The sequence below is a fragment of the Hymenobacter convexus genome (assembly GCF_030580955.1).
GTDB lineage: Bacteria > Bacteroidota > Bacteroidia > Cytophagales > Hymenobacteraceae > Hymenobacter.
Genome location: NZ_JAUQON010000002.1, coordinates 700,430 through 720,923, shown reverse-complemented (window position 1 = coordinate 720,923; position 20,494 = coordinate 700,430). Strand labels below are relative to the sequence as shown.

At 65.1% G+C, this 20,494-nt stretch carries 11 protein-coding genes, 1 tRNA gene and 1 pseudogene; 11 read left to right on the top strand and 2 right to left on the bottom strand.

The window, feature by feature from the left end:
* Positions 1-2 precede the first annotated feature (2 nt).
* The 9 genes and pseudogenes from Q4S41_RS06430 (at position 3) to Q4S41_RS06390 (ending at position 17,929) form a co-directional block, all read left to right on the top strand.
* On the top strand, positions 3-362 hold the full coding sequence (locus Q4S41_RS06430; protein WP_305030275.1) for a hypothetical protein: 360 nt from the start codon (positions 3-5) through the stop codon (positions 360-362).
* A gap of 21 nt (positions 363-383) precedes the next feature.
* Positions 384-839: pseudogene (gene msrB / locus Q4S41_RS06425) on the top strand (peptide-methionine (R)-S-oxide reductase MsrB).
* A gap of 202 nt (positions 840-1,041) precedes the next feature.
* Complete coding sequence (locus tag Q4S41_RS06420; protein WP_305030274.1) at positions 1,042-4,344, top strand: beta strand repeat-containing protein; 3,303 nt, start codon at positions 1,042-1,044, stop codon at positions 4,342-4,344.
* 81 nt (positions 4,345-4,425) lie between these two features.
* On the top strand, positions 4,426-6,963 hold the full coding sequence (gene uvrA, locus Q4S41_RS06415; RefSeq protein WP_305030273.1) for an excinuclease ABC subunit UvrA: 2,538 nt from the start codon (positions 4,426-4,428) through the stop codon (positions 6,961-6,963).
* A 114-nt stretch (positions 6,964-7,077) separates the two neighbouring features.
* A complete protein-coding gene (locus Q4S41_RS06410) occupies positions 7,078-7,716 on the top strand; it encodes a class I SAM-dependent methyltransferase (protein ID WP_305030272.1) in 639 nt (212 codons plus the stop codon).
* 298 nt (positions 7,717-8,014) lie between these two features.
* Positions 8,015-9,490 carry a M48 family metalloprotease gene (locus Q4S41_RS06405; RefSeq protein WP_305030271.1) on the top strand — a complete coding sequence of 492 codons (1,476 nt, stop codon included), beginning with the start codon at positions 8,015-8,017 and terminating at the stop codon, positions 9,488-9,490.
* A 178-nt stretch (positions 9,491-9,668) separates the two neighbouring features.
* Entirely contained in the window at positions 9,669-11,237 is a 1,569-nt protein-coding gene (locus tag Q4S41_RS06400) for a DUF6770 family protein (RefSeq protein WP_305030270.1), read from the top strand.
* Positions 11,238-11,333: 96 nt separating this feature from the next.
* Positions 11,334-11,672, top strand: a complete 339-nt coding sequence (locus Q4S41_RS06395) for a DUF1648 domain-containing protein (protein WP_305030269.1) — start codon at positions 11,334-11,336, stop codon at positions 11,670-11,672.
* Positions 11,673-11,842: 170 nt separating this feature from the next.
* Positions 11,843-17,929, top strand: coding sequence for a carboxypeptidase-like regulatory domain-containing protein (locus tag Q4S41_RS06390; RefSeq protein WP_305030268.1), 6,087 nt, complete (start codon positions 11,843-11,845; stop codon positions 17,927-17,929).
* Between the two features lie 120 nt (positions 17,930-18,049).
* On the opposite strand, the gene Q4S41_RS06385 is transcribed toward Q4S41_RS06390, so the two are convergent.
* Together Q4S41_RS06385 and Q4S41_RS06380 are read right to left on the bottom strand one after the other, a co-directional pair.
* Positions 18,050-18,122 (bottom strand) — tRNA-Met (locus tag Q4S41_RS06385).
* A gap of 121 nt (positions 18,123-18,243) precedes the next feature.
* Complete coding sequence (locus tag Q4S41_RS06380; RefSeq protein WP_201979990.1) at positions 18,244-18,438, bottom strand: hypothetical protein; 195 nt, start codon at positions 18,436-18,438, stop codon at positions 18,244-18,246.
* Positions 18,439-18,642: 204 nt separating this feature from the next.
* On the opposite strand from Q4S41_RS06380, the gene Q4S41_RS06375 reads away from it, so the two are divergent.
* Together Q4S41_RS06375 and Q4S41_RS06370 are read left to right on the top strand one after the other, a co-directional pair.
* Entirely contained in the window at positions 18,643-19,896 is a 1,254-nt protein-coding gene (locus Q4S41_RS06375; RefSeq protein ID WP_305030267.1) for a TCR/Tet family MFS transporter, read from the top strand.
* Between the two features lie 77 nt (positions 19,897-19,973).
* Positions 19,974-20,405 (top strand): hypothetical protein, encoded by a 432-nt coding sequence (locus Q4S41_RS06370; RefSeq protein ID WP_305030266.1) that lies wholly within the window; start codon positions 19,974-19,976, stop codon positions 20,403-20,405.
* The last annotated feature ends 89 nt before the right edge of the window (positions 20,406-20,494 follow it).

Here is a 20,494-nt window from a genome sequence, read left to right as displayed (position 1 = left end):
TCATGGTTGACGTCACCATTCAGCACGACACCGTCGTATTCACCGTGCAGGGCCTGCACAAACTTTGGGCTTTTAAAAGCTCGCTCACCATTCCGCGCAGCCACATTACGGGCGTCCGGGCCGATGCGGAAGTGGGCAAAAACCTCAGCGGTTTCCGGGCGCTGGGCACTTATATGCCGTGGGTCATCAAAGCCGGGACTTTTTACCTGCACGGCGTGCCGGGCCTCAAGCCCGCGTTTGTCGACGTGGTGCACCCCGAAAACGTGGTAGTCATCGACCTGCACGACGAAGAGTACCAGCAACTCATCATTGAAGTCGACGACCCTGCCGCCGTGGTGGCGCTGCTGGCCACCAACGCCTAACCGCGCCCGGCCAATCGTTGCATGCTGCGCTGGAAAGACGTCCTCACCTACGCCCGATATGGCAACCCCGAGCCTGTCCGGCGCGTGGAGCACACCGCCGCCGAGTGGGCCGCGCGGCTGCCGCCCGAGCGGTTCCAAGTGCTGCGCGAAGCCGCCACCGAGCCGCCCTACCGCAACGCCTACTGCCGCGCCTACGAGCCCGGCCGCTACGCCTGCGCCGGCTGCAGCGCACTGCTTTTCGAGAGCGCGGAGAAGTATCACGCCATTTCGGGCTAGCCCAGCTTCCGGCAGCCGGCTACGCGAGGGGCTATTGCGTATTTTTTTGACGAAAGCTTTAACATGCAGCGCATGGAAGCGCGCTGCAATGCGTGCGGCGGGCACCTAGGCCACGTCTTTCCCGATGGGCCCGCGCCGGGTGGCCTGCGCTACTGCATGAACTCGGCCAGCCTGGTCCAAATTCGGGTCGCGGCGCAGTAGCACGGGCTTTGTGGTTCGCGTCTCCTCGCCGCTTCGGATGTCGTTCTGCCACGCGAACTTCAAAGTTCGCGCTACCTGACCGGCGTGCGCAGCCCGGGCCATCCTGCCTATAGTATTGCCGGGAATAATTCGCTCAGCATGGTGCGCTAAGGGCTTATTCTCAAAAGCGTAATTACCTTTCATTTCCTCTTTATTCTTTCGAATGAAACACGCTTTACTTGGTCTGCTTGCTCTCCTTTCTGCTACAGTTCATGCCCAGACTTTTTCCGTGACGGGCGTGGCCCCGGCCCGCAATGCGACGAGTGCGCCGCGCGCTTCGGCGGTGGGATTTACCCTTTCGCAGCCGGTGAGCAGCGGGGCGGCCACCACGGGCGCCGTGCGGGTGTTCAGCGCGCAGCGGGGCGGCAAGTTGGCGGGCGCGGCCACGGCCAGCGGCAGCACGGTCGGCTTCGCGCCGACGGTGCCCTTCCGGCCGGGCGAAACCCTGCAGGCCACCCTCACCACGGCGGCGCAGAGCAGCACGGGCACCGCGCTGGCCCAGCCGACGGTGTACCAGTTTACGGCGGCAGCCACGGCCGGCACCGGCCTTTTTGGGGGCGGCGAGGTGCCCGTGGCCGCCAGCCTGGACCAGATAGCGGCCGCCGACGTGGACGGCGACAACGACCTGGACCTGCTGGCCCTGAAGTACAGCGGTTCGGTGAGCATTCGCCTCAACGATGGCTCGGGCGCCTTCAGTGGCAGCGGCACCGTGGCCGTGAGCGGCGGCGCCGAAAACCTGGCCGTGGGCGACGTGGACAACGACGGCGACCTCGACCTGCTGACATCGGCCAACAATTCGGCCACGGTGAGCCTGCGCCTGAACAACGGCAGCGGCGGCTTCAGCCCCGGCACCGACCCCAACCTGGGCATTGGCACCAACAACCTGACCCTGGGCGACCTGGACGGCGACGGCGACCTGGACCTGGCCGCGGTGAGCAGCACGGGCTCAATGGCCATTATTCGCTTCAACAACGGCAGCGGCGTGTTCAGCGGCGGCCAGAGCTTTCTCGTCAACCAGCGGATTGGCACCGGGCTGGTGCTGCTGGCCGACATGGACAGCGACGGCGACCTCGACGTGGTGGTGGGCTACCTGCACGGCGGGCTGGTGGGGGTGCATTTCAACAATGGCAGCGGCGTTTTTAGCAGCAACACGCTGGGCAACGCCGACTCACCCATCTTAACCGACTCGGGCATCACCGGGCTCCGGGCGGGCGACGTGGACAACGACGGCGATGTGGACCTGCTCATTGCCTTTCGCAAGGACCGGTTTTCCAGTCCCAACAACTTGCTGGTGCAGCTGAACAACGGCACGGGCAGTTTCACGGCCGCACCAGTCGGCACCCGGCTGGTGATTCCGGCGGGCGCCGACAACCTGGCCCTGGCCGACGTGGACGGCGATGGCGACCTCGACTGCGTGGTGCCCAGCCAGACCGACAACCTGGTCAGCATGTGCCTCAACAACGGCAGCGGCGTGTTTGGCCTGGGCAGCACCGTGCCCGTGGGCCCGGCGCCGTTCGGCCCCGCCGCGGCCGACCTGGACGGCGACGGCGACCTCGACCTGCTCACGGCCAGCAACAGCACCGGCAGCGTGAGCGTGCGCTTCAACCTGGGCCCGCTGGTGACCTCCTTCACGCCGGCCCGCGGCACGGAGGGCACCGCCGTCACCCTCACCGGGGCCAACCTGGCGGCGGCTACGGCCGTGCGCTTCAACGGCACGGCGGCGGTTTTCACGGTGGTGTCGGCCAATGTGCTCACCGCCACGGTGCCGGCGGGCGCTACCACGGGCATTGTCAGCGTAGATGTGCCGGCGGGCACGTCGGTGAGCAGCACGGCCTTTGAGGTATATTTTGGGCTGGCCATCCCGCGGTTTCTGCCCCGGCCCAACCAGCCCAATGCGCCGCGCAGCGCGGCGGTGGTGGCGGCATTTTCGCAGCCGGTGAGCGGGGCAGCCGTCGCGGCGGGGCCGTTGCGGGTGTTCAGCGGGCAGCGGGGCGGCCGGCTGGCGGGCACGGCCACGGCCAGCGGCAGCACGGTCGGCTTCGCGCCGGCGGTGCCTTTCCGGCCCGGCGAAACCCTGCAGGCCACCCTGCTGCCCGGCGCGCAAAACAGCGCCGGCAGCACCATCACGGCGCCGTTCGTGTACCAGTTCACGGCTGCCGCCACTGGGGGCAACGGCACTTTTAGTGGGGGCGCTAACTTGAGTGTGAGCAGCTTCCCGGTGAATACGGTGATGGCCGACATCGACAACGACGGCGACCTGGACCTGCTCACGGCTAATTCCAACGGCGGCTCGGTGAGCGTACACCTCAACAGCGGCCGGGGCGTGTTTACCAGCGGCACCACGCTGGCCGTCAACGGCGTGCCCTACTGCCTCACCACGGCCGACATTGACGGCGACGGCGACCTGGACCTGCTCCTCACGCTTTACGGCAGCAACCGCGTGCAGCTGCGCCTCAACAACGGCAATGGCACCTTTGCCGCGGCCACTGCCGTGACGGTGGGCACCACCCCCAATACGGTGGTAACCGGCGACCTGGACGGCGACGGCGACCTGGACCTGGCCACCGCCAACGACGTCAATACCGTGAGTTTGCGCTTCAACGACGGCACTGGCGTGTTCAGTGGCACCACTGAGTTGAGCGCGCCCACCGGCTACACGCTGTTTCACCTGGCCGCCGCCGACGTGGACAACGACGGCGACCTGGACCTGCTGCTGGGCTACGGCACTTTTGTGACGGTGCGCCTCAACGACGGTAGCGGCACCTTTGTGGCGGGCTCGACGGTGACGGTGGGCAGTTCGCCTCGCTTCGTGACCGCAGCGGATATCGACAACGACGGCGACCTCGACCTGCTTACGGCCAACTACGGCAGCAGCAGCATCAGCATCCGGCAAAATAACGGCCAGGGCATTTTCAGCGGCACGACGGACGTGAGCGCGGGCGCTTCGCCCACCTGTGTGACAACCGCTGACGTGGACGGCGACGGCGACCTAGACCTGCTCTCGACGGCTTACAACATCATTAGCTCGTCCGTCAACATTCGCCTCAACAACGGCAGCGGTGTGTTTGGCAGCATGAGCAGCGTTTCAACGGCGAGTGGCACCCTCAGCGTGGTGCTGGGCGACCTGGACGACGACGGCGACCTGGACCTCGCAGCCTGCAACTACGGCCAGTTCACAGTGACCGTGCGCCTCAACAACGGCACCGGGCCCGCCCTGGCGGCCCGCTCCGCTGCGGCGGCCAGTCCGCTGGTGGTGTGGCCCAACCCGGCCCACGCCGAAGTGCGCGTGCGGGTACCAGCAGCGGCTTCAGCCGTCGCGCTGGTTGATGCCATGGGCCGCACGGTGCGCACCGTGCCAATAGCGGCAAGCAGCGTCACGGCGGTGACTGTGCCATTGGTCGGGCTGGCGGCGGGCATCTATGTAGTGCGGGCGGGCGGCAGTTCCGCGCGCATGGTAGTGCAATAAGCAGCGGGATAATTGGCTTTGGGGCGGGCCGGTCACGTATGGGCAAGGCGGTGATTTCACTGTTCCACCGCGCTACCCCTCATGGCTCAAGCCGCCGAATCCTCCTCCACCGCTGATTTTACCGGTTTCGTGCGCGTGCGCGGCGCCCGCGAGCACAACCTCAAAAACGTCGACGTCGACATTCCGCGCGATGCGCTGGTGGTGTTCACCGGCGTGTCGGGCTCGGGCAAGAGCAGCCTGGCCTTTGGTACGCTCTACGCCGAGGCCCAGCGCCGCTACCTCGAATCGGTGTCGCCCTACGCCCGGCGGCTGTTCCACCAGATGGCCGTGCCCGAGGTGACGGCCATTGAGGGGCTGCCGCCGGCCGTGGCGTTGCAGCAGCAGCGCGGTGCACCGAGCACCCGCTCGTCGGTGGGCTCGGTCACGACGCTTTCCAACCTGCTGCGGATGCTGTACTCGCGGGCCGGCGACTACCCGGCCGGGCAGGGCATTATTTACGCCGAAGCCTTTTCGCCCAACACCGCCGAGGGCGCCTGCCCTACCTGCCACGGCCTGGGCCGCGTGTATGAGGTGACCGAAGCCAGCATGGTGCCCGACCCCACGCTCACCATCCGGGAGCGGGCCATTGCGGCCTGGCCGCAGGCCTGGGGCGGCCAGAATCAGCGCGACATCCTCGTGAGCATGGGCTTCGACGTGGACACGCCCTGGCAGGACTTGCCGCAGAAAGACCGGGACTGGATACTCTTCACCGAGGAGCAGCCCGTGCTGCCCGTGTACCCCGGCTACTCGCCCGAGCAGACGCAGCGGGCCATCAAGCGCCGCGAGCCGCCGAACTACATGGGCACCTTCACGGGGGTGAAGAAGTACGTGCTGCACACCTTCGCCACCACCCAAAGCGCGCTGATGAAAAAGCGCGTGGCCCAATACATGCTGGGTTCCGACTGCCCCACCTGCCACGGCAAGCGCCTGCGGGTGGAGTCGCTGAGCGTGAAGTTTGCCGGGCTGGACATTGCCGAAATGTCGCGCCTGCCCCTGAAGCGGCTGGCGGCGTTGCTGCAGCCCTTTGCTGAGGGCAAAGCCGGGAAGCAGAAGCACGACCAGGAGCACCCCGAGCAGGCTATTGTGGCGCGGCGCATTGCCGAGGATTTGGCCGCCCGCCTCACGGTGCTACTCGATTTGGGGCTGGGCTATTTGTCTCTGGAACGCGGCACGCCCACGCTTTCGCCGGGTGAGTTGCAGCGCCTACGGCTGGCCACGCAGCTCTATTCCAACCTCTTCGGCGTTGTTTATGTGCTCGATGAGCCCAGCGCCGGCCTGCACCCGGCCGACACCGAGGCGCTGCTGAAAGCGTTGGCCGGATTGAAAAGCGCGGGTAATTCGCTGTTTGTGGTGGAGCACGACCTGGACGTTATTCGCCAGGCCGACTGGCTGGTAGACGTGGGCCCGGCGGCCGGCGAGAAGGGCGGCGAAATCCTCTACAGCGGCCCGCCCGAAGGTTTACAACTCGTGCTGGAATCGCAGACGCGCCAGTTTCTCTTCGATACTTCGCCCCTGCCCGACGTGCCGCCGCGCAAGCCCACCGGCTGGCTAAAGCTGGCCGGCGTGACGCGCAACAACCTCGAAAACCTGGCCGTGGAATTTCCGCTGGGCGTGTTCACCACCGTTACGGGCGTGTCGGGCTCGGGCAAGTCGAGCCTTGTGAGCCAGGTGCTGGTGGAGCTGGTGGCCGAAAGCCTAGGCCAGGCCATCGAAGCCGAGGAAGAGGAAACCGACCCCCTGGCCGCACCCGCGCCGGCCACGCTGGGCGGCCAGATTACGGCCGGCCTGGACAAAATCAAGCGTCTGGTGCGCGTCGACCAGAAGCCCATCGGCCGCACGCCGCGCTCCAACATGGCCACCTACACCGGCTTGTTCGACCACGTGCGCAAGCTCTTCGCCGCCACGCCCGAGGCCCGCAAGCGCCGCTACGACGCCGGCCGCTTCAGCTTCAACGTGGCCAAGGGGCGCTGCGAAAACTGCTCCGGCGAGGGCTTCGTGATGGTGGAATTGCTGTTTCTGCCCAGCGTGTACGCGCCCTGCCCGGTGTGCCACGGCGCCCGCTACAACGCCAAAACCCTTGAGGTGCAGTACCAGGGCCGCAACATCGCCGAAGTGCTGGGTTTGACCGTGGACGACGCCTGGGAGTTCTTCGCCGACGAGCCCGCCATCCATCGCGCCCTCACCGTGCTGCGCGAAGTGGGCCTGGGCTACCTGCGCCTCGGCCAGCCCGCCACCGAGCTGAGCGGCGGCGAGGCCCAGCGCATCAAGCTCGCCACCGAGTTGCAGCGCATCGGCCGCGGCAACACTTTATATGTTCTGGATGAGCCTACCACCGGCCTCCACCCTTCCGATACCGAGAAGCTCATGCTTCAGCTCGAAGGCCTGGTGGAAGCCGGCAATACCGTCATTGTGGTAGAACACGAAATGCGCGTGGTGGCCGGCTCCGATTGGGTCATCGACATCGGCCCCGGCGCGGGCGAGGACGGCGGGCGCGTGGTAGCCGCCGGGCCGCCGCGCGAAGTGGCGCGGGCGAAGGAAAGCCGCACGGCGCCGTACCTGGCGGCCTTTCTAGGGTTGTAGAGACGCGACACTTCGCGTCTCCGGGGCCGCGCCGTTCGGGTAACGCTTGCCCACCATCGTTCACCCCCAAGACGCGAAGTGTCGCGTCTCTACATCGTTCCAACATCCTATTTAATGAACCCCGACGACGCTCTTCCCGCCAACATCTTCCGCCGCCAGGACGAAACGCCTGATGCGGAATTCTACCACCACCCGCGCTTCGTGACGCACATCGACGACCGCGCCATTGCGGCCGTCACGCAGCTCTACCGCGAATACTTTCCGCCGGATTCTACCCTGCTCGACCTGATGAGCAGTTGGGTGAGCCACCTGCCACCCGAGGTGCTCTACCGCCGGGTGGTGGGCCTGGGTATGAACAAAGCCGAGCTGAAAGCCAACCCGCGGCTGGCGTCATTCGTGGTGCAGGACCTGAACCAGCAGCCCGCCCTGCCCTTCGCCGACGACGAGTTCGACGGTGCGGCCATCTGCGTGTCCATCGACTATCTGACGCAGCCCGTGGCGGTGCTGCGCGAGCTGGCCCGCGTGCTCCGGCCCGAGGCCCCGCTGGTCATCACCTTCTCCAACCGCTGCTTTCCCAGCAAAGCCATTGCCGCCTGGCACGCGCTGGACGACCGCGGCCACCTCGCCCTGGTGCGCCAGTACCTGACTGCGGCCGGCGGCTGGCACGGCATCGAACTGCTCGACCGCAGCCCGCTGCCGCCCGGCCGCTCCGACCCGCTTTTTGCCGTGGTGGCGCGGGTGGCGGCGGGTTGAAACCAGCGGTTACTGCAAATTGAACGTCATGCAGAGCGTAGCGAAGCATCTTGCCTGCCACCACTATTTTTTTCGTTTGGTGATTGAATTACCACCACACGCGAGATGCTTCGCTACGCTCTGCATGACGACAGGCATAGTGTGCCTACTCCAATACAGCCACTTAATCCCTTGTTTTCCACTGCTAAAAATTCTTTCGCCGCCGCGGATACACAGCTAGGATTATAGCAATTCGTCGTTCTACCTTTGGTCCGACCGATTGTCTTCCTTCCCGAAAACTTATTCCTCCGACGGCTTTATGCGTCTCCTGTTTTTGCTGGCTGTATTGGCCAGCGTGCTGGCTACCCCGGCACTGGCGCAACAGGCGCCATATCTGCCTTTTTACTCGGCCGATACCGTGCGGGTGCATGAAATGGCCGTGGCCCACCGCGCCGCCGTGCAGAAGTATCTGGTGACGCCCAAGTCGGTGAGCGGCGAGTACCGCGACCATTACAAACGCATTGCCCAGGAAGCGGCCGACGACGTGTATAATACCGTCCGCTACTCCGCCCTCGTCGACCCCGTGCTGAACCCCTACGTGCAGCGCGTGTTCGGGCAAATCCGGCAGGCCAACCCGCAGCTGGCGGCCGTGCAGCTCGTGCTCAGCCGCAACCCCGAGCCCAACGCCCACGCCGTGGGCAACAGCATCGTGATGCTGAATATCGGCCTGCTCAGCCGCCTCGAAAACGAAAGCCAGCTGGCCTACGTACTCTGCCACGAGCTGGCCCACATCCAGTGCGCGCACATGGAGCGCGGCCTGCACGCGCAGCTCACCCGCATCCACAGCAAGGAGCTGCGGAAGGAGTTCAAGCGCATTGTGGCCGATGAGTACAACATCAGCTCAAAGCTGAAGGAGCTGGCACTAGGCTTGTCCTTGAACAGCAACTTCCACCACCGCCAGTACGAAAAGCAGGCCGATTCGCTGGGCTACGCGCTGCTCAAACGCACCAGCTTCGACACCCGGCAGGCCTACCGCGCGCTGCAGTTGCTCGACAAAATCGACCAACCGCTTTCGGCTGAGCCGCTGGCGCTGGGCCAGTATTTTGGCTGCGCCAATTTCCCCTACCCGCTGCCCGAAGCGCCGGCCAAGCCCAAGTCCATCTTCACGGTGGCCGCGCCCACCAAAACGGTGCTCGAAACCACCGACACCCTCAAAAGCCACCCCGACTGCGCCAAGCGCATGCGCTACCTGAGCGAACTGGCCCAGGGCCAGATTGCCGACGGGCCCACGGCGCCTACGCCGGAGTTCGCCCGCATTGTGGCGCTGAGCCGCCTGGAGGCCGTGCAAAGCTGGTTCGACTACGACTGCTACGACCACGCCCTGTACGAGGCGCTGCAGCTGCTGCACGACGAGCCCCAGAATGCCTACCTGCGCTCGGTGGTGACGCTGAGCCTCTACGAGCTGCGCGAGCACCTGCTGAAGCACGATTTCTACGAGGTGGTGGGCAACGTTTCGAAGCATCACCCCGATAATTTCAACCAGCTCCTCACCACGCTCACCGCCTGGAAAGCCGACGACTACAAGGGCCTGGTGGCCTGCTTTGCTCAAAACGCGCCCGTTGCGCCGGCTGCCGACGAATACGCCCAAGCGGCCGCCTACGCCGCCGCCAAGCTGGCCGCCGAGCCCCGCGCCACCGCCCTGCAGCAGCAATACCAGGCCCAGTACCGCGACGGCAGATTCGCAAAGCTGCTGTTTCCGAAGCCGGCGGCGTCGGGCAAGAAATCCATTCGCTAGAGCCGCTTATCCATTTACAAAGAGCGTCATGCTGAGCGCAGCCGAAGCATCTCTACCGCAATAGTATACCTACTCGGTAGAGATGCTTCGGCTGCGCTCAGCATGACGTCCTTTTAAGTTTTGAAAACTCAATTCCATCAAACCATTCCGCTTATTTCTCACCCTTACCTCCATTTTCATGCTTGTTAAACGCATTCTGCTGGCGGCCGCTATGGCGCTGGTAGTCCCGGCGGCTCTGCACGCCCAAACCCAAACCATCGACGGCATCTCGAACATGCGGCGCGCGGCGCTCTCGCCCATTTATGCAGGCAACGAGGTGAAGGGCTACGTCATGTTTACGCGCGGCGACAAGGCCGACCGCAAAAACGACAACTACCTGCTCGACCTGTATGACCAGGATTTGACCAAAGTGTCGAGCATCACCATTCAGAAGCCGGCCGGGTACACGCTGCTGAAAAACACATTCAACGGCTCGGCTTTCGCGTTTTATTTCGCCAACGGCAAGGACCAGACCCTGGAGATTGAAACCTACGACACCAGCCTGAAAAAGCTGGGCAGCAAGGTTATCGGCGACCTGTCGGGCGGCGACAAGCGGATGCTGGCCGCGCAGGCGATGTCGGCCGACCCGGCCGGCAACGGCATGATGGGCATGAACCTGATTCCGGTGCCGGGCCTGGGCTTCGTGCGCAACGGCTACACCGGCGCCATGGCTAAGGGCTACACGCTGGCCATCTACGACGACAAGCTGAACATGCACTGGCGCATCACGTCGGACGAAAAATCGAAGCAGTACGAGTCGCTGAGCATTACCGAGGCCGCCGACAAGTACCTGCTGGGCATGATGATGCGCCGCGACGGGCTGATGTCGCACAAGTTCAACTTCTCGATGGTGGCGCTCGATGCCAAAACCGGCAAAAAGCTGCTCGACATGCCCGTCGAAACTAGCCCCACCGAGCAGCTCTCGCTCAGCTCGTTCACCTTCGACCCCAGCACCCGCGAGTTTGTGGCCGTGGGCGAGTACTACAAGCTCGACGACAAGCCCATGGTGAACAAAAGCCAGGGCTTCTTCGTGAAGCGCTTCTCGGAAGCCGGCAAGGTGGTGAGCGCCAAAAACTACGGCTGGCACAACGAGGTGGCCGCCCTCATGCCCGCCGAGGCCAAGGCCAGCCAGGAAGACAACTACGTGAATTTCAACCACGCCGTAGTGAAAGGCGCCGACGGCCGCATGTACATCGTGGCCGAGCAGTTCAAGATTGTGGGCGACGGCCTGGGCATTGCCATGAAGGCGCTGGGCGGCGGCACCAGCGTGAGCAAAGGCAAGATTGCCAACCTGCTGGTGTTCGAGCTCGACCCGCAGGCCAAGCTCAGCAACGTGAAGTTTTTCCCAAAAACCGTGACCAACGCCGAGATTCCGCCCGGCGCGGGCCTGATGGGTTCCAGCCTGCTGGGCATGATTATGAAGGCGCAGGGCGATTTTGACTACCAGTTCCTGCAGAAAGACGACGCCAACACGCAGTTCAACGTGGTGTACCTCAACTTCGACAAGGAGAAGGGCGAGGCCGCGAAGGGCTACATCGGCGGCATCGGCTTCGGCAACAGCGGCAAGTACACCACCGATAAAATCGAACTGAACGCCGGCCCCACCTACTCCTACCTTTACCCCGCCAAGCCCGGTTACGTGATGGTGACGGACTACTACAAAAAGAAAAAGCAGCTCGGCATGAAGCTGCTGAAGATGAATATTTAAGCTCAGCATTCACGTCCGAAGCGTGAAACGAGGGGAATCCGTTGCGCCCCCATACGAGGCGCAACGGATTTTCATCCTACCTTCCCCGCCTGCTCTATGACTCCTTCATTCCTCCAGCCCGTTAGCGGGCGTCAACTCTTGGTCCTCGGCTTGTTGCTGTTGCCCGTGGCCTGCCTGGCGTGGACCTGGCCGGCGCTGCCGATGCAGGTGCCGATGCACTTTACCCGGGGCGGAGCCGACCAGTACGCAAACAAGTACGCCTGCTGGGCAATCGTTTGGGTGCCCCTGCTGGTCTATGGCGCGGCGCACTGGTTTTCCTCGCCGCCCGCTACCCCGGCCCAAGCGGCAAGCCGGCGCTTGCTTACCGGTGGGATGCTGTTCCTCAGCGCGGTGCTCTGCACCTGGCTCGTGGCCACATACCACGGTGCCCGCTAGTCCGCCCTGGGCCATGAGAAATTGACAGCTACGGGCGCTTCTCTGAACGTCATGCTGAGCACATAGCTACCGCCAACCAAAGGCCCGGTTCCGACCGGGCCTTTTTGCGTTCAGCCGTGTGTATTCCGCCGCGGGCCTGCATCGGATGGGAAACTTCTTCCTGCCTGCTTATGCGCCTTCTGCTACTTTTCGCCGCTCTGTCTTTGCTGTTACTACGCCCCGCCCACGCCCAGCAGCTGGTGGCCCAGGCTCGCCAGACCAGCTACTTCACCAAGGTTTTCCGCATCAGCGACGAGCAGGCCCGCCTGCTGTACGAGCGCGGGCTGGGCGCGGCCCGGCCGGAGTTTTTCACCCAGGCCGTCGATTCCTTTCCTTCCGACAAGCCCGCGCCGCGCCCGCTGCCGCTGGGCTACTACCTGGTGGCCCACACCGAAGGCCCGCAGCTGGTGTACCAGCTCCGCACCGAAGCCGACCGCGAGGTGCTGGTGGTGGATAACCAGGTGGATTTGAGCCTCGTGGTGCGCGACTCGCTGGGCCGGCTGCAGCCCGATGCGCAGGTGGCCTTGCGCGGCAAGCCGCTGGCTTTCGATGCCGCCACCCAGACCTACCGGCAGGCCGGCGGCGGCCGGGCCGGCCTGGTGGCCGTGACGGCCGGCGGGCGCACCACGTTCCACGCCCTCGACCAGACATTTCCGCATAGCGGGCAGCGGGCCCGGCCGCGCGGACACTGGCTGAAGCGGGCCGGCTGGCGGGTGCTCTACGGCTTCCCGCTGGGCTACCTGAGCGGGCCGGTGCGGCGGCTGGTGCAGGAGCTGCACGACCCGGCCGAGGTGAACACCGGCCCCATTGGCCTGTTGCGCTCGATTTTCAACGAAGACGTGCGCGAGGAGCGCCAGAGCCGCCGCGAGAACCACCAGGATGAGGGCGAAGACGAAGACGGGGAGCGAGGCCGCTGGGCCAACTACGTAGCCACCAGCCAGCCCCGCTACCGCCCCACCGGCGACACCCTGCGCCTGAAGGCCCGCGTGCTGCGCCGCAAAAACGGCCGCCCCTACCGCCGGCCCCTCACGCTGTGGCTGGGCGGCAGTGGCTACGGCACCGAATCCGGCAAGCGCATTGCCCTGCTGCGCCCCAGCCGCCCCGGCAGTTACGCCTACACCCTGCCGTTGACCGACTCGCTGGGTTTGCGCCCCGACACCTACGTGGGCTTTCGGCTGAAAGACCGGCGCGGGCACGTGCTGGCCAGCGGCCAGTTTCGGCTTGAAGACTACGAATTGAAAAACAGCCATTACACGCTGCGAGTGGCCGAAAAAACCCAGCGACAGGGCCAGCCGCAGGCCGTGTTTGTGCGCGGCACCGATGCCAACGACCTCAACCTGCTCGACGCCCGGCTGCGGCTGAGCGTGACGCCTTACGGCGCGCCCGGCGCGCTGCCGGGCCGCCAGTTCTTCATGCCCGATACGCTCTGGACCAAAAGCCAGGCACTGGACCCGCTGGGCGAAACCCGCCTCAACCTGCCCGCCAATGCGCTGCCCGACGTGGACTTTCGCTACAACGTGCAGGCCACTCTACTGACCTCCGACAACGAGCGCCGCACCGAAAGCACCGCCGTCGATTTCCGCCACGACCCCGGCGAGCTGCACGCCGAGCTGCGCGGCGACTCGGTGCACCTCGAATACCGGCAGGTGGGCAAAAGCCAGCCGCACGCGGCCACGCTGCGCATTTCCACGGCCAATGAGCTGGGCAGCGGCTGGCTGTTTCGGGGGCCAGTGCAGCTGCCGCTGGCGCTGAAGGTGGACGCCCACGCCGACTTTTACGAGCTGCGCGACGAGCAGGGCCGCCGCGCTGACCTCGACATCAACCAAAGCAATGCCGACCTCACGCTGCTATCCGACCGCCGGGCCGATTCGCTGGTGCTGGCCGTGAGCAACCCGCGCGGGCTGCATTTCTGGTACTACCTCTATGAAGGCAACCGCCTGCGCTACCGTGGCTACGCCGACGCGCTCAGTCTGGCCATTCCGCACGCCGGCTCGGAGCCGTGGTTTGCCTCGCTGCACTACTGGTGGGGCGAGGCGCTGCAATCGGCCGAGTTTACGATGGCGCTGCCCGCGCCGCAGCTCGTCATCAATGCCGAGCAGCCGGCCGTGGCCTACCCGGGCCAGCGCATCAGCCTGCGCTACGCCGTGACCGACGAGCGGGGCCGCCCCGTGCCCCATGCCGACCTCACCAGCTACGCCTACACCAGCAAGTTTGACCAAGCTGCCGCGCCCGCGCTGGCGCAGCTGCGCGTGGCCCGGCCGGTGCAGGGCCGGCAGTCGCTGCGCCGCTTCAAGCTGGCGGCGAGTTTTGAGGGTCAGTCGGCCCAGAAGCTGCTGCCGTGGGCACGCTGGCGGCACGTACTGGGTCTCGATTCACTCACGTTTTACCAATTTCTATATCCGGAAGCCGGCATGTTTCACGAATACCAGCCGGCGCCGGGCGGGCTCGCGCAAGTGGCGGTTTTCTTGGTTGATTCGGGGCGGGTGCTGCCGCCGGTGGCGGTGTACGTGGACGGCCAGCCCGGCTACATCCACGACATCAACCAAAACGACCCTTACACCGTGCTGGCCGACAGCGGCTTCCACACCATCAGCGTGCGCACGGCCACGCGCTTCGTCACGCTGCGCGAGGTGTATTTGCGCCCGCTGCACAAGCTCACGCTGAGCATCGATGTGAACCATCCCTGCGCCGAATTGAGCGTGGAAAAGCGCCACCCGGAGCTGGCCCCCGCCGAGCTGCTGGGCCTGCAACGCTCGTTGGTGGTACTCGACGGCACGTTTTTGGCGGCGGCCACGCTGCGGCAGGGGCAGGCGCTGCGCCCCCTCACGCGCAGCCGCTACGATGGTGCGCTCATTAGCGGCCCCTTCCGGCCCGATTCGGTGCTGCTGCGCGATGCGTACGGGCTGCGGCGCAAGTTCCTGTTTGAGCCGCTGTACAAGTACTCTTTCGGGAAAAACCTGTTAAAAATGCAGTGCCTGGACGCGAGTTTGCTGGGCCGGCTCGATGGCTATACTTTCAACAACTACGACAAGTGGCTGCCGCTGCAAGGCTTTGCCTACACCGAAGCCGACTTCCGCCGCAAGCCCGAGTGGGTGGCCGCCGCCACTCTCGACTACCTCAATGCCCGGCTCGACGTGCCCTACACCACGCCGCCGGGCCAGGGCCGGCTAGAGCTGCGCTTCCCCCCGCGACCGGCCGATGCCGGCCCCGCCTACAAGGAGCTGGCCGCCCCGCGCTACGTGCTGCTCACCCGCCCCGGCCAGCCCAAATTCCTGCGCCTGGAGCGGGGCTACGGCCTGATTCATGCGCTGGCGCCGGGCCGCTACCGCGTGGCCATGCTGCTGGCCGACAGCTCCTGCCTGGCCCCGGCCGAGGACGTCCTCATCCAGCCCAACGGCCAAACCTACTTCCAGCTCCGCCTGGCCGACCGGGTGCCGGCCGGCCGCCTCAGCCGCCGTATCAACCAGCAGCTCTGGCTGCGGCGCCCGAAAACCGGCCACATCACCATGGCCGACAGCGTGCCCGCCCGCCGCGAAATCCGGGTCGAAATGCCCCGCACGCCCCAGCCCGGCTGGCGCACTATTCGCGGCCAGGTCATCGGCCAGGACAGCGAGGAGGGCCTGCCCGGTGTGACGGTGCTGATTAAGGGCAGCACCATCGGTATTTCAACCAGCGCTGATGGCAGCTTTACGCTGCAGGTGCCGCCGGATGGGCGCGTCACACTCCGAATCAGCAGCGTGGGATATGCCACGCAGGAAGTTGCGGTGAGCGGGCTGAGCACACTGGTGATAAAGCTGGCTGTTGACAGCAAACAGTTGAATGAAGTGGTGGTGGTGGGCTACGGCGCGGTGGAAAAGCGGAGTATGAGCGGCGCCGTAGCCACCGTTTCAGCGGCACCGTTGCGGGGCTTGGCGGGCAAAGTAGCGGGCGTGCAAATCGAAGGCGCCGCGCCGGGCTCCGGCGCCCGCATTACCATTCGCGGCTCCGCTTCCATCAGCGGCAACAATCAACCATTCATCCTGCTCAACGGCCTGCCCTTTAACGGACTTCAATCAGACATCGACCCGGCCAGCATCACCAGCATCCGCGTGATAAAGGGCACGGAGGCGGCCAGTCTCTACGGCGCCCAGGCCGCCAATGGCGCGCTGATTATCAACACCAAAGGCAGCGCCGACGATGTGGCCAACGGCGCCGACCCGCGCCTGGCCATGCGCCGCCATTTCCGCGACTACGCCTGGTGGCACCCGCTGCTGGAAACCGACGCCCACGGCCTGGCCCGCGCCGACGTAGTGCTGCCCGACGACGTGACCAGTTGGGACAGCTTCGTGCTGGCCTCCGACGACCACGGCCGCCTGGGCCGCGCCACCGGCCGCCTGAAATCGTTCAAGCAGCTGCGGGCCGAGCTGGCCACGCCCCGCTTCCTGGTGGCCGGCGACCGCACCCAGCTGCTGGGCAAAAGCCTGAACTACGGCTTCGACACCGCCCAGGTAGCCACCACCTTCCGGGCCGGCGCGCAGGTGCTGCGCACCCAAAACCGGCTGGTGAGCCCCGTGGCCCTGGATACGCTCATCTTCACCGCGCCCTCAACGACAGTGCTCGATTCCGTCACGCTTAGCTTCGCCCTCGCCCAACCCAACGGCTACCAGGACGGCGAGCAGCGCAGCCTGCCCGTGCTGCCGGCCGGCACCCTGGAGCGGGTGGGCACCTTCGCCACCCTAACGGCCGCCGATACCACCATTCAGCTGCCCATCAACCCTACTTTTGGCGAAGTGACGGTGCGCCTGGAAAGCGACGCGCTACCGCTGCTGCTCTCGGAAATCGACCATCTGCAGCGCTACGCCTACCTCTGCAACGAGCAGGCTGCCTCCAAGCTGAAGGCGCTGCTGCTGGAGCGCCGCATCCGGGAGGTGCAGAGCCTACCCTTCCGCAGCGACAAGGCCATTAACTTCCTCATCAAGAAACTGCTGGCCGGCCAGCACAAGCCCGAACACCTGTGGGGTACCTGGGCCGAGTCGGCGGTGAGCCCGTGGGCTACTACGCACGTGCTGGAAGCGTTGCTGGATGCTGAAAAAGCCGGCTACAAAGTGGTGTTCGACCGGGCGGCCACGCAGGCCTACCTGCTGCGCGAATTGGACGACCACCTGAGCGAAGCCGCCACGGTAGCCCAGCTGCGCGGCCGCCCTCTCCCCAGCTACTACGGCTACTACCGCGCCCCCGACGACCTCATCCGCCTGCTGGCCCTGCTGCACCGCCTGGGCGCGCCGGCCGATTTCAAGACCTACGTGGCCCGCTTCGACCGCCTGCAAAACGGCCGCCAGCCCCTCGACCGCTACCTGGCGCTGGTAACCTTGCGCCAGCAATTGGGCCTGCCTTTCCAGCTCGATACGCTGCGGCGCTACCGGCTCAGCACCCAGCTGGGCGGCGTGTTTTATGGCGATACGCTGCACGCTTCGACCTACTATGGCTATTTGCTGCGGAACCGGGTGGGCACCACGCTGCTGGCCTACCGGGCGCTGCGCTCCATTGGCGGGCACGAGGCCGAGCTGGCCCGCCTGCGCGTGGGCCTGCTCAACCTGCGCGAAGGCGGCCACTGGACCAGTACCTACGAGGCCGCCCAAATCCTCGAAACCATTGGCCCCGACCTGTTTGTGGCGGGCCGCCCGGCCACCTTTGCCCGCGCCCAGCTCAGCGGCGGCCTGAACCAGACCGTGACGCAGTTTCCCTTCACCACTAAGCTGGCGGGCAGTAGCGGGCCGCTCACGCTGCGTAAGGAGGGCCTGCTGCCGCTCTACGCCACGGCCTACCAAAGCCACTGGAACCCGGCGCCGGCACCCGTCACGGCCGCTTTCACGGTGCGGACCCAACTGGCGGGTCAGGCCGGCAACCGCGTCACGCTCCGCGCCGGCCAGCCCGCCGAGCTGCTCGTGACTGTGGACGTGAAGGCCGAGGCCCGCTACGTGCTGCTGGAAGTGCCCATCCCGGCCGGCTGCTCCTACGGCGCCCCCGCCCCGACCAACGGCCTCGAAACCCACCGCGAGTACCTGCGCCACCAAACCGGCATCTTCCTTGACCGCCTGCCCATTGGCCGGCACCAGTTCCGCATTGCCCTGCAGCCGCGCTTCAAGGGCACCTACACCATCAACCCGGCCAAGGCGGAGCTGGTCTATTTCCCCACGAAGTTCGGCCGCTCGGCCAGCAAGCAAGCCGTGGTGCGATAAGCGGCAAGCGGCAAGCGGCAAGCCGTTACTGCTACTTCCAATCAATCTTCTTATTTATTGCCACCAAAACCAGCTGTAAAAGAAAAAAGGCCGTTTCCTGATTGGAAACGGCCTTTTAGGTAGCGGGGACTGGACTCGAACCAGTGACCTTTGGGTTATGAGCCCAACGAGCTACCAACTGCTCCACCCCGCACTGTTTGGTTCTGCAAAAGTAGGGGGATTTTCTGAGAAGGCAACAAGCGGGCGTTAAAATTATTACCTAGAACCGGTAACGTATTAGCGGACAAGGAATAATTTTTCGTGAGATTTCCTTGCTAGGCCCGGTCGCCGGTGGTTTTTACCAGGTTGATGCCGGCGGCGAAGAAGATGAGGCCCACCACAAACGGAACAATGGAGTTCATTTTGCTGAGGCCGATGCCGCCGACGCCCAGGAAAGCCAGGGCGCCAATGATGATGCCGACGATGCCTAAAACGGTGAGAATGGTGCCAAACGTGCGTTTCTGATTCATGGCAATAAAGTCAAAAGGGAAATATTCGGATGAAAACCGGCCGGGCCGGATTAGCGCCTCATACGCCAACTACCGGCAAATGGATAGCGGCCCGCCGAAATGCCGGCCGGCGCGGCGCAACGAAGGAGTTCGGAAAAGGTCGCGCCAGTCCGCAGGCGTCGGCTCAAATCCACCATCTTTGCTATATAATTTAGTTTTTCTGCCATGGCATCTCAGCGCTCCCCGGCCCTTGGGTTTATTTTTATTACGCTGCTGATTGACGTCAGCGGGCTCGGCATCATCATTCCGGTGATGCCCACGCTCATCCGGCAGCTCACGGGCGAGGGCCTGAGCCAGGCGGCGGTGTATTCGGGCTGGCTCACGTTTGCTTACGCGGGGGCGCAGTTCTGCTTTGCGCCCATCATGGGCGGGCTCAGCGACAAGCTGGGGCGGCGGCCGGTGCTGCTGGCCGCGCTGCTGGGGCTGGGGCTCGACTATGTGTTTCTGAGCTTCGCGCCCACGCTGGGCTGGCTGTTTGTGGGGCGCGTGCTGGCGGGCATCACGGGGGCCAGCTTCACCACGGCCACGGCCTACATTGCCGATATCAGCACGCCCGAGAACCGGGCCCAGAACTTCGGCATGGTGGGCCTGGCGTTTGGGGTGGGCTTCATCATCGGGCCGGCGGTAGGCGGGCTGCTGGCGGGGTTTGGCCCGCGCATGCCGTTTATGGTGGCAGCGGGCCTGAGCTTGTGCAACTTTCTGTACGGGCTGCTGGTGCTGCCCGAGTCGCTGGTGCCGGCCAAACGCCGCGCGTTTGAGTGGACGCGGGCCAACCCCGTGGCCTCGCTGCTGCGGCTACGGCAGTACCCGGCGGTGCTGGGCTTGGTGGCTTCGCTGGTGCTCATCTACTTAGCGGGCTCGTCGGTGCAGTCGGTCTGGACGTTTTACACCGAGCTTAAGTTTGGCTGGGGCGAGAAGATGGTGGGCATTTCGCTGGGCGTCATCGGCCTATTTTCGGCGCTGGTGCAGGGCGGGCTGGTGCGCGTGGCCATTCCGAAGCTGGGCGCGGCGCGGGCTATTGTGGTGGGGCTGCTGTGCTACACGGTGGGTTTTGTGCTGTTTGCCTTTGCCTGGCGGGGGTGGCTGATGCTGGCGTTTCTGGCGCCCTACTGCCTGGGCGGCATCGCGGGGCCGGCGCTGCAAAGCACCATTTCGGGCCAGGTGCCGGCCAACGAGCAGGGCGAGTTGCAGGGCGCCCTCACCAGCCTGATGAGCGTGACCGGCGTGGTGGGCCCGCTGCTGATGACCTTCCTGTTCCGGTTTTTCACCCGTGAAAACGGGCCAGTGCATTTCCCGGGCGCGCCGTTTTTGCTGGGGGCAGTGCTGGCGCTGGCCAGCGCGGGGCTGGCGCTGCGCTCGTTTCGGCGGAACCCGCCCGTGGAAAGCAGCGCTGTACCCGCTGCCGTGCCGGCGCATTGAGGCCCACGGCGGGCGGCGGGAAACCAGGTGATGCCGCCAACGCGTAATTTGCCACTTCCTGCCTCCTGCCTTTGCCTATGAATCCCGACTTGCCCGCGCCGCTCATCGACTTCACTTACCGCGCCGACCTTGATATACTGGTGAGCCGCTGGGGCCACCAGCCCGACCCGCACGAGCTGCCCGCCGTGTACCAGCAGATGTGCGAAGCGGCCGTGGACCAGCAGGCGCGCTTCTGGCTGCAGGACATCCGCCGCCGCACCCTCAACGACCCCAGCACCACTGAGTGGCTGCTCAACAAATTCTTTCCGGAAATGGCGCGCCGGCTCAATGGCCGCCTTTACATTGCCTACTTGGTGGGCCCGGCGCTGCACGAATCTATCGTCAGCCGGCCGGGCTATGTTTCGGCCGAAGCCTACGACGACAAACCGTTCGCCATCTCCTTTTTCAACGACGAAGGCGCGGCCATTCGGTGGCTCCAGATTCAGCAGACGGACAAGGTGCGGTCGTAGCCGAGTACTTACTGATAATAATTTTTTTGGGGGGTTTAAAACGGCTTTTTTTGGCTGGCAAAGCGGATTCAGGCAAAATATTCCTTGTT

Excerpts from the sequence above, each read along its gene's own strand:
- Q4S41_RS06420 (WP_305030274.1), top strand. The coding sequence starts at position 1,042 with ATGAAACACGCTTTACTTGGTCTGCTTGCTCTCCTTTCTGCTACAGTT.
- Q4S41_RS06395 (WP_305030269.1), top strand. The coding sequence starts at position 11,334 with ATGACTCCTTCATTCCTCCAGCCCGTTAGCGGGCGTCAACTCTTGGTC.
- Q4S41_RS06375 (WP_305030267.1), top strand. The coding sequence starts at position 18,643 with ATGGCATCTCAGCGCTCCCCGGCCCTTGGGTTTATTTTTATTACGCTG.
- Q4S41_RS06410 (WP_305030272.1), top strand. The coding sequence starts at position 7,078 with ATGAACCCCGACGACGCTCTTCCCGCCAACATCTTCCGCCGCCAGGAC.
- Q4S41_RS06430 (WP_305030275.1), top strand. The coding sequence starts at position 3 with ATGGTTGACGTCACCATTCAGCACGACACCGTCGTATTCACCGTGCAG.
- Q4S41_RS06370 (WP_305030266.1), top strand. The coding sequence starts at position 19,974 with ATGAATCCCGACTTGCCCGCGCCGCTCATCGACTTCACTTACCGCGCC.
- Q4S41_RS06380 (WP_201979990.1), bottom strand. The coding sequence starts at position 18,438 with ATGAATCAGAAACGCACGTTTGGCACCATTCTCACCGTTTTAGGCATC.
- uvrA (WP_305030273.1), top strand. The coding sequence starts at position 4,426 with ATGGCTCAAGCCGCCGAATCCTCCTCCACCGCTGATTTTACCGGTTTC.
- Q4S41_RS06400 (WP_305030270.1), top strand. The coding sequence starts at position 9,669 with ATGCTTGTTAAACGCATTCTGCTGGCGGCCGCTATGGCGCTGGTAGTC.
- Q4S41_RS06390 (WP_305030268.1), top strand. The coding sequence starts at position 11,843 with ATGCGCCTTCTGCTACTTTTCGCCGCTCTGTCTTTGCTGTTACTACGC.
- Q4S41_RS06405 (WP_305030271.1), top strand. The coding sequence starts at position 8,015 with ATGCGTCTCCTGTTTTTGCTGGCTGTATTGGCCAGCGTGCTGGCTACC.